Source organism: Treponema berlinense (genome assembly GCF_900167025.1).
GTDB lineage: Bacteria > Spirochaetota > Spirochaetia > Treponematales > Treponemataceae > Treponema_D > Treponema_D berlinense.
The window spans coordinates 1-7053 of record NZ_FUXC01000024.1; the positions used below are offsets into that span (position 1 = coordinate 1).

Consider the following 7053-nt stretch of genomic DNA (forward strand, 5'->3'; position numbering starts at 1 on the left):
TTTCTTCCGGTCTAGTGCGAAAAAACCGAGGGCATCCTTCAGTATGTCATTGGCTTTTTTCAATTCTGCAATTTCTTTCTGCAGTTCCTCGACAGTTTTTGGTTCTTCTGTTGATTTTTCTTTCTTTTCTTTTGTTTTTCTTTTCTTTCTCCAGTCAATTATGGTTGCGTAGTTTATGCCCAGCTGCTGTGCTGCCTTCTTTGGTCCAATCTCATCTGAAAGCGAAATTGCTTCTTCCCTGAATTCTTTGCTGTACCTTTGCATTCGAAATACCTCTCTTTATTTTCGTAAAATTTTAGGTATTTTTCGACTGCACTTTTATTGTATCCTTTCAAGTTTTGTAACACAAAATTAATAAAATCTCATTCCGTGGACTTCTTATTTGTGATATAGTACCTGTTATGAAAGTTGTCTCCGGTAATATTAAGTTTTTTTCTTATTTCATTTTATTGATTTTAACCGGGTCTTTATTGTTGCAGTTGCCTTGGTGTTATGTGGAATGTGAGCCTGTTGCCTATGTGGATGCTTTATTTACTTCTGTTTCTGCTGTGTGCGTAACAGGTCTGTCTACAGTTCCCATGGATATATATACCAACCAAGGTTTTTTTGTCATTTTGCTTTTAATCGAATTTGGCGGTTTGGGAATTTTGACCTTTGTTTCTTTGATTTTTTCTTTGCCTAAAAAGAAAATTTCCTTACTGAACGGTAAATTTGTCAAAGAGTATTTTATTGCAGATGTGGATTACAATCCCCGTAAAATTTTAAAAAGCATATTTGAGTACACCATTATAATTCAATTTATGGGGTTCGTGCTTTTGCTTCCGGCTCTCTATCTGTCCGGTTCAAAGGATTGGGTTTTTGACTCTTTATTTTTATCGATTTCCGCTTTTTGTAATGCAGGTTTTTCTCCTTATAATACATCTTTGCAACCCTTTGAAAATAACTTTTATGTGCTTACTGTTATTATGGGACTTATTGTTTTTGGGGGAATCGGCTTTGTCGTGATAAAAAACTGTTCTCAAATTCTACAAGGCAAGGCTAGAAAACTTTCTCTTCACTCAAAAATCGTATTGATTATGGCTGTCACTCTTATAGTAGGAGGAGCGCTGTTTATTTTTGCGGTGGAAGAAAAAAAGTGTTTTGCAGACTATTCTTTTATTAAAAAAATTTTCCTTTCCCTGTTTCAGTCTGTGACTACCCGAACGGCAGGATTTGAAGTAACACCTCAAGGCAGTTTTGACGCCTCTGTTACTATTTTTGACACCCTGCTGATGTTTATCGGTGGGGCTCCCGGTTCTATTGCCGGTGGTGTAAAGACGACTACTGTGTTTGTTGCCGTTCTCTACGCTATTGACGGTAATCAGCAGCGAAATACTGTCAAAATCGGCAATTATCAGTTACCGCCGGAATTGGTCAATAAAGCAATTACCATTGTTTCTCGCAGTATTTTATTGCTTTTTGTGGTAACGATTTTATTATCTTTTTCCGAAAGTGCTTCCTTGGATGCCGGAACTATGAGAATTTCTGAACTGGTTTTTGAGGCTACATCGGCCTTTGCCACTGTCGGTTTGTCTCACGGAATTACCGGTTCATTAAGCACTACAGGAAAAATTATTTTGATTTTAACTATGTTTATCGGAAGAACAGGAATTTTTGCCATGTCGCTGCATATTTCCCGTTACAGTACAGAAGATAATCAAGTTGGATATCCGAAAGAGTCTGTACTTTTGGGATAAAATATACACTTAAGTGGAGAGTGCCCACAATACGGAGGATTATATGTTACAGATAGCCATCATAGGGTTGGGAACCTTAGGAATTCGCATGTTGGAAGAATTGGCAGAATCTGACGCAGAATTGATCATCATTGATAAAGATGAAGAAATTGTGGAGCAATATAAAAAATTTGCTACTGCTCCTTATATTTTGGATGCCACCAACGAAAATGCTCTTCAGGAAGTTATTTCCAAAGATTTGGATGTTGCCATTATCGATATGAGCAATAATTTGGAAGCTGCCATCATGACTACAAATTACCTTCATAAGTTGGGTATAAAAAAAATTATTGTGGAAGCACGAAATAATCGGCAGGGAGAAGTTTTGGAAACCGTAGGGGCTACCAAGATTGTGTATCCTGAACTGGAAGCAGCAAAACGTATCACGCCTATGTTATTCTCCAATAACATGGAAGTGATTCAGCTTTCTCCGGATTTTGCTCTGACGGAGATAACTATAAGCGATGCTCTTGTGGGGCAAACTTTAGGTCAAACCCATATTCGTCAAGATTGGAACCTAAACGTGGTGGCCTATCGGGAAGACGATACCGATGACTTTCAGTTTGTTTCCTCTCCCAATTTTAAATTGGAACAAAACTATAAGTTGTTGGTTGCCGGCAAAAACGAAGATATTACCCGATATTCTGCCTTATCGGGACAGGTAGAATCAGATAAAAAGACTAATTTCTTTATAAAACTTCTTAAAAAAAGTGACATAAAGAAAAAGACGGAAGATAAAAAGGATAAAGAGACTAAAAGTAATTAACTCTTATGTTGCAGGGCAAACGCATGTAAAAATTTCTTGTTTTAAATCTCTAAACTGCTATTTAAAAAATGCACAAAATGGTAAAATTCCTCTTGGGTGGAATTATGCTTTTAAGAGAAAGTCTGGAAGAAATAGACGATTTTAGAGTAAAAAGGTGCAGGAAGTTTGAACTGGCTGATATTTTCCTGCTGGTTTTGTTCGGACTGCTAAGCGGCATCAAGGACATTGAACACATAGCTGAATGGGCGGAGGAAGCGGAAGAGTCCATCAAGGGAGTGGCCAGGACTTAAGGCTGTTGCCATGGCACGGGAAGAACGGACTGTAAATGGAAAAAGTTCCACAGACGTCAGGTTTTTTCTAACTTCACTTGATAACATTGAACTTGTGAAAAAATCAATTCGACTACACTGGGGAATTGAAAACCGCCAGTTCCGCCCCAATGCCATATACTATTTCCTTTATTGACTGTATTTTCTCTTCTTTGTATTATAATCCCAGCCTTGCGAGATTTGAGAGGCTCGCCTTCACAGGAGAATTTATATGAAAAAACTCTTTACTGTAATCGCGCTTTTGACTCTTTCAACACTTTTATTTGCACAAAAAGCGGGTGACAAAATTTCATTTACTGCCACAGACTTTAAGGGAAATCCCGTAACAAGCGAAATTTTTACAAAGAATAAGCTTACGATGGTAAACATCTGGGGTACTTTTTGCGGCCCCTGCATCCGGGAAATGCCGGATCTTGCCCGCATAAACGAAGAGAATAAGGCAAAGGGAATTGAAGTTATAGGAATTGTAATAGATATTCTTGATAACAAGGGCCAGGTCAGTGAACGGGTAAAGACAACAGGCGAGAAAATCATCAAAAATACCGGCGCAGACTATACCCATGTTATTCCGAATATCGAGATGTTCTCCGGTCTTCTGCGAGGTGTGCAGGCTGTTCCGACAACGATTTTTGTAGATTCAAACGGAAATCAGGTTGGAAATGCGTATCTTGGTTCACGCAGCCAGAAAGACTGGCAGAAGATTATCGATGGAATTCTGGAAAAATGAAATTGGATGAAAAAGTCCGTAAAATCATAGCAATAATCTCTCTCTGTCTTGGAATTGGCCTTGTGATAGCAGGCGTTTTCCGGGGAGAGGCAGAGACTGTTTTCAATAAAGCCAGCAGAATCTGTCTGGAATGTATCGGAATAGGATAGAAGAGGAATTTTTCTATGGCAGGCAGTTCAAAACTGAAAAAACATTCCCACATTCGTCTAATATTTCAGGCATGTTTTGCAGCCATTTCAAACGGCTACATCAAGGGTTTCTCCCATGGAAAAATTTTTGAGGGCGGCTCGAAAGCTGTCTGCATTCCGGGGATGAACTGCTATTCCTGTCCGGGTGCGCTGGGAGCCTGTCCGATTGGCTCTCTGCAGGCCACGCTCAATGCCCGCGAATACCGCATCTCAATGTATGTTGTGGGCTTACTTGTGATATTCGGAATTATTCTTGGACGATTTGTCTGCGGTTTTTTATGCCCTTTTGGTCTTGTTCAGGATTTGCTTTTTAAGATTCCATTCGTCAAAAAAATCCGTCGTCTTCCGGGCGAAAAAGGTCTGCGCTGGCTGCGTTTTGTATTTCTGGGAATTTTTGTAATCCTGCTTCCTATGTTCGTTATTGATATTACAGGTTTGGGCGAGCCCTGGTTCTGTAAGTGGATTTGCCCGGTGGGAACACTTGAGGGAGGCGTTCCGCTTGTGTTGTTAAATAAAGGAATGCGGGAGGCCGCGGGCTTTATCTTCCGCTGGAAAGTTTTAATCCTATTAATTACGCTGTTTTCTTCTATTATAATATGCCGTCCCTTCTGCCGCTATGTTTGTCCGCTCGGCGCAGTTTACGGAATCTTCAACAAGATTTCATTTTATCGCTTTAAAATCGACACTGAAAAATGCACAGAGTGTGCCTCATGCCAGAAAAGCTGCAAATTAGACATTCCCGTCTGGCGGAATCCCAACAGCATGGACTGTATCCGCTGCGGCGACTGCAAGACAGTCTGTCCCAATAAAGCAATCAAATTCACAGTATCGGATGTAGAAAAATAAAAAAAGGCTTGCAGGTAACAAATCAAAATTGACTGCAATGCTTTCTACGACGCTGGATTATATGGTGTGCGCGCTCTTTCCGATTATCCTTCGGACTGATGGATAATTTTGCTTTATATTCCAGGGCGGCTTTCTAAACCACCGGAAAAGATTTTATTTCTCCTGTTTCCCCCGCAAGTTTCAAAAACTTTTTGTCGGACTGGATTGCGTGCGTCATGAATTTTCCGTTGTGGAAAAGGGCGTAGGTTGTAACCGGGGAAGGGGAGTTCCGGGCGGATGACTTATCTGTTATGTGGATTACTTTAAGGGGAATGTTGTTTTCTTTCGCCGCTTCCTGAACTTTTGGAACCCAGTAATATGTGAACGGACACTGGTCTGTGTAGTAAAGAACAAAGCCGTTTTCGTCAGTTTTTGGGTGTTTTGCACATTCTTTGAATCCCGGAGGTTCGGCATTCTTGTCGAACGGCAGGTACATAAGTGTAATTCCCGGCTCGGAAGTGTCTGCGACAGCAAATCCCTTGTGTTCAAGATATTTTGAATCCGACAGAAACTCTTTTTTTCTTCCTTCCGACGAAAGTATGCAGATTCCTTTTTTTTCTGTTTCCTTTGCGTCCCGAATGCATTCCGAAATCAAATCGTCAGAATAACCGTGTCCTTTCATAGCTCCGGCAATCCACAGGCAGTTGATGTAAATGTAACCGCCAGCCTCAATCGGAATCCATGCATTTTCAGCCGGAATATATTCAATAAAACACTTGCCGCGCTCCTTGCTCCGGTAAAAAACAAGCCCGTCTTCAAAGCGGTTTTTCATCCATTCCTTTTTAGCAAGGCTCTGTTTTCCAGACATGGCGCAGCAGATGTGCTCCAAGTCAATGTTTTCTTTTGTAATTTTTATATATTCCATAAAGCTCCGTCCAGAAAGAAAAATTATTTTTCCCAGCTTAGCCGCATCAAGATAAAAGTTTTCATGTCTTCGTAAAAGTCCATTTTTGGCGGAACAATGCCGATTTGATCAAGGGCGGCTTTGACCAGCGGATTCTTATAGCAGCAGACCGCATTTGAAGATGCAAAAAAAAGCACATCCAGTTGAATTTTATAGGATTTTTCAGCGGAAATATTAAGCATTTGCGAGAGCCTGTCGCGGAATAAATATGCAAAGTTATAATATTTTTTTTTGAAAGAGGCGAGTCGTTCGACTGTTACATTTGTTTCAATAATCGGATTTAAATACGAAACGTATCGCATATAATCCTGGTGCGCGTTTACAAGCCCTGCCCAGACTTCTGCAATTACTTCAAGGCTGAAATTATTTTTTTGCGGAAAAGCAGAAAGAAGCGAATTGAAGTATGCGGTCATTTTGTCAGCGGCAATTTCAAGAATGATTTCTTCTTTTGTTGTTACATACTTATATAAATTTGCGCGGGACCAGCCTAGTTTTTCTGCAATCGTAGAAAGAGTGATTTCTGTATAAGGAAAATTTTCAAAGAGTTCTTCGGTTGCTTTTTTTATCTGGTTCAGACGCTCTTCTTTCTGGTCGTAGCTTCGCGCGCGGATATAATCTGCCATGCAAATATAATAGAATAAAACAATTTTTCTTTCAAGAATAAGTGATAAAACGTTGTTTATTTTAATTTTTAGTATTGACAAGTAACTAAAATGTTTGTAAATTCTGTTTAAGTAACGGAATGTTTCTTAAAAATAAATAAAATGTACTATTATGTATGTCGCTAGGGATAGTAGCGCCTGCGAAGCAGTCCGGTAGCGAAGCGGACGGATGAGCAGTTTGCGAAGTGCGGATAGCCCGACCGTTGCGGCAGTTGAGCTTGCGAAACGAACGCAGCGGTAGCGCCCAAAAAATGGAGAAATTATGTACTTGGAAAAAATCAATTCACCGGCTGACTTGAAAAAACTTTCTTTGCCGGAGATGACGGCTCTTGCGGAAGAGATGCGCGAGGCTTTGTTCAACCGGCTTACGAAAATCGGCGGACATTTTGGACCGAACTTTGGAATGGTTGAGGCGACAATTGCGCTTCACTACGTTTTTAATTCGCCTGTGGACAAGTTTGTTTTTGACGTTTCACACCAGATGATTATTTCACAGAAAATGAACCATCAATATTCATCTGAGCACCACCAATATCAATAAGAGCACCAATTAAATATTTCTAAAATATAACACCTTAAGTAAGATTTTTATGAACTTGATAAAAGTTCAAATCTTATTTTAAGGAGGCCTGCTTATGGCCAAAATCAATCCGAAGCTCATTCTTGAGCTAATTGAAAGTGGCATGTCACGAAGGCAAATCTGTTCCAGTCGACATGTCAGCCCCCACACTGTCAGCGAAGTAAAACAAATCGCTGAGAAAAACAATATCACGACAAAAGACATCAAGAACATGTCCGAAGATGATGTTTACCGAAT

Annotated in this window: 11 protein-coding genes; 8 read left to right on the forward strand and 3 right to left on the reverse strand. The window is 40.1% G+C overall.

Going from position 1 to position 7053, the window contains the following annotated elements; all coding sequences use genetic code 11:
- Positions 1-264, reverse strand: a 264-nt coding sequence (locus B5D47_RS11120; RefSeq protein ID WP_078930791.1) for a transposase, incomplete at its 3' end; no start/stop codon positions are given.
- A gap of 137 nt (positions 265-401) precedes the next feature.
- On the opposite strand from B5D47_RS11120, the gene B5D47_RS11125 reads away from it, so the two are divergent.
- The 6 genes from B5D47_RS11125 to B5D47_RS11145 all read left to right on the forward strand — a co-directional run bounded on the left by B5D47_RS11125 (position 402) and on the right by B5D47_RS11145 (position 4631).
- The gene (locus B5D47_RS11125) at positions 402-1736 is read left to right on the forward strand and encodes a TrkH family potassium uptake protein (RefSeq protein ID WP_078931903.1); all 1335 of its coding nucleotides are present in this window, start codon (positions 402-404) and stop codon (positions 1734-1736) included.
- 43 nt (positions 1737-1779) lie between these two features.
- Positions 1780-2541, forward strand: a complete 762-nt coding sequence (locus B5D47_RS11130; RefSeq protein WP_078931904.1) for a potassium channel family protein — start codon at positions 1780-1782, stop codon at positions 2539-2541.
- A 77-nt stretch (positions 2542-2618) separates the two neighbouring features.
- On the forward strand, positions 2619-2831 hold the full coding sequence (locus B5D47_RS11745) for a transposase family protein (RefSeq protein WP_159443538.1): 213 nt from the start codon (positions 2619-2621) through the stop codon (positions 2829-2831).
- 250 nt (positions 2832-3081) lie between these two features.
- Entirely contained in the window at positions 3082-3597 is a 516-nt protein-coding gene (locus B5D47_RS11140; RefSeq protein WP_078931906.1) for a TlpA family protein disulfide reductase, read from the forward strand.
- Complete coding sequence (locus tag B5D47_RS11840) at positions 3594-3746, forward strand: CD1871A family CXXC motif-containing protein (RefSeq protein WP_013702091.1); 153 nt, start codon at positions 3594-3596, stop codon at positions 3744-3746. The genes B5D47_RS11140 and B5D47_RS11840 overlap by 4 nt, the downstream gene beginning before the upstream one ends.
- Before the next feature lie 15 nt (positions 3747-3761).
- On the forward strand, positions 3762-4631 hold the full coding sequence (locus B5D47_RS11145; protein WP_078931907.1) for a 4Fe-4S binding protein: 870 nt from the start codon (positions 3762-3764) through the stop codon (positions 4629-4631).
- 133 nt (positions 4632-4764) lie between these two features.
- Here the strand turns inward: B5D47_RS11145 and B5D47_RS11150 are convergent, their stop codons facing one another.
- Both B5D47_RS11150 and B5D47_RS11155 read right to left on the reverse strand, forming a co-directional pair.
- The gene (locus B5D47_RS11150) at positions 4765-5535 is read right to left on the reverse strand and encodes a YoaP domain-containing protein (RefSeq protein ID WP_078931908.1); all 771 of its coding nucleotides are present in this window, start codon (positions 5533-5535) and stop codon (positions 4765-4767) included.
- 23 nt (positions 5536-5558) lie between these two features.
- Positions 5559-6197, reverse strand: a complete 639-nt coding sequence (locus B5D47_RS11155) for a TetR/AcrR family transcriptional regulator (protein ID WP_234970082.1) — start codon at positions 6195-6197, stop codon at positions 5559-5561.
- Positions 6198-6498: 301 nt separating this feature from the next.
- Here B5D47_RS11155 and B5D47_RS11160 point away from each other — a divergent pair, with 301 nt between their 5' ends.
- Both B5D47_RS11160 and B5D47_RS11365 read left to right on the forward strand, forming a co-directional pair.
- A complete protein-coding gene (locus B5D47_RS11160) occupies positions 6499-6777 on the forward strand; it encodes a 1-deoxy-D-xylulose-5-phosphate synthase N-terminal domain-containing protein (protein ID WP_200806589.1) in 279 nt (92 codons plus the stop codon).
- Positions 6778-6871: 94 nt separating this feature from the next.
- Positions 6872-7053, forward strand: a 182-nt coding sequence (locus B5D47_RS11365; RefSeq protein WP_200806590.1) for a hypothetical protein, incomplete at its 3' end; no start/stop codon positions are given.

Bases quoted from the DNA above. Each gene is read 5' to 3' on its own strand.
- B5D47_RS11125 (WP_078931903.1), top strand. From the start codon at position 402: ATGAAAGTTGTCTCCGGTAATATTAAGTTTTTTTCTTATTTCATTTTA.
- B5D47_RS11130 (WP_078931904.1), top strand. From the start codon at position 1,780: ATGTTACAGATAGCCATCATAGGGTTGGGAACCTTAGGAATTCGCATG.
- B5D47_RS11745 (WP_159443538.1), top strand. From the start codon at position 2,619: ATGGTAAAATTCCTCTTGGGTGGAATTATGCTTTTAAGAGAAAGTCTG.
- B5D47_RS11140 (WP_078931906.1), top strand. From the start codon at position 3,082: ATGAAAAAACTCTTTACTGTAATCGCGCTTTTGACTCTTTCAACACTT.
- B5D47_RS11840 (WP_013702091.1), top strand. From the start codon at position 3,594: ATGAAATTGGATGAAAAAGTCCGTAAAATCATAGCAATAATCTCTCTC.
- B5D47_RS11145 (WP_078931907.1), top strand. From the start codon at position 3,762: ATGGCAGGCAGTTCAAAACTGAAAAAACATTCCCACATTCGTCTAATA.
- B5D47_RS11150 (WP_078931908.1), bottom strand. From the start codon at position 5,535: ATGGAATATATAAAAATTACAAAAGAAAACATTGACTTGGAGCACATC.
- B5D47_RS11155 (WP_234970082.1), bottom strand. From the start codon at position 6,197: ATGGCAGATTATATCCGCGCGCGAAGCTACGACCAGAAAGAAGAGCGT.
- B5D47_RS11160 (WP_200806589.1), top strand. From the start codon at position 6,499: ATGTACTTGGAAAAAATCAATTCACCGGCTGACTTGAAAAAACTTTCT.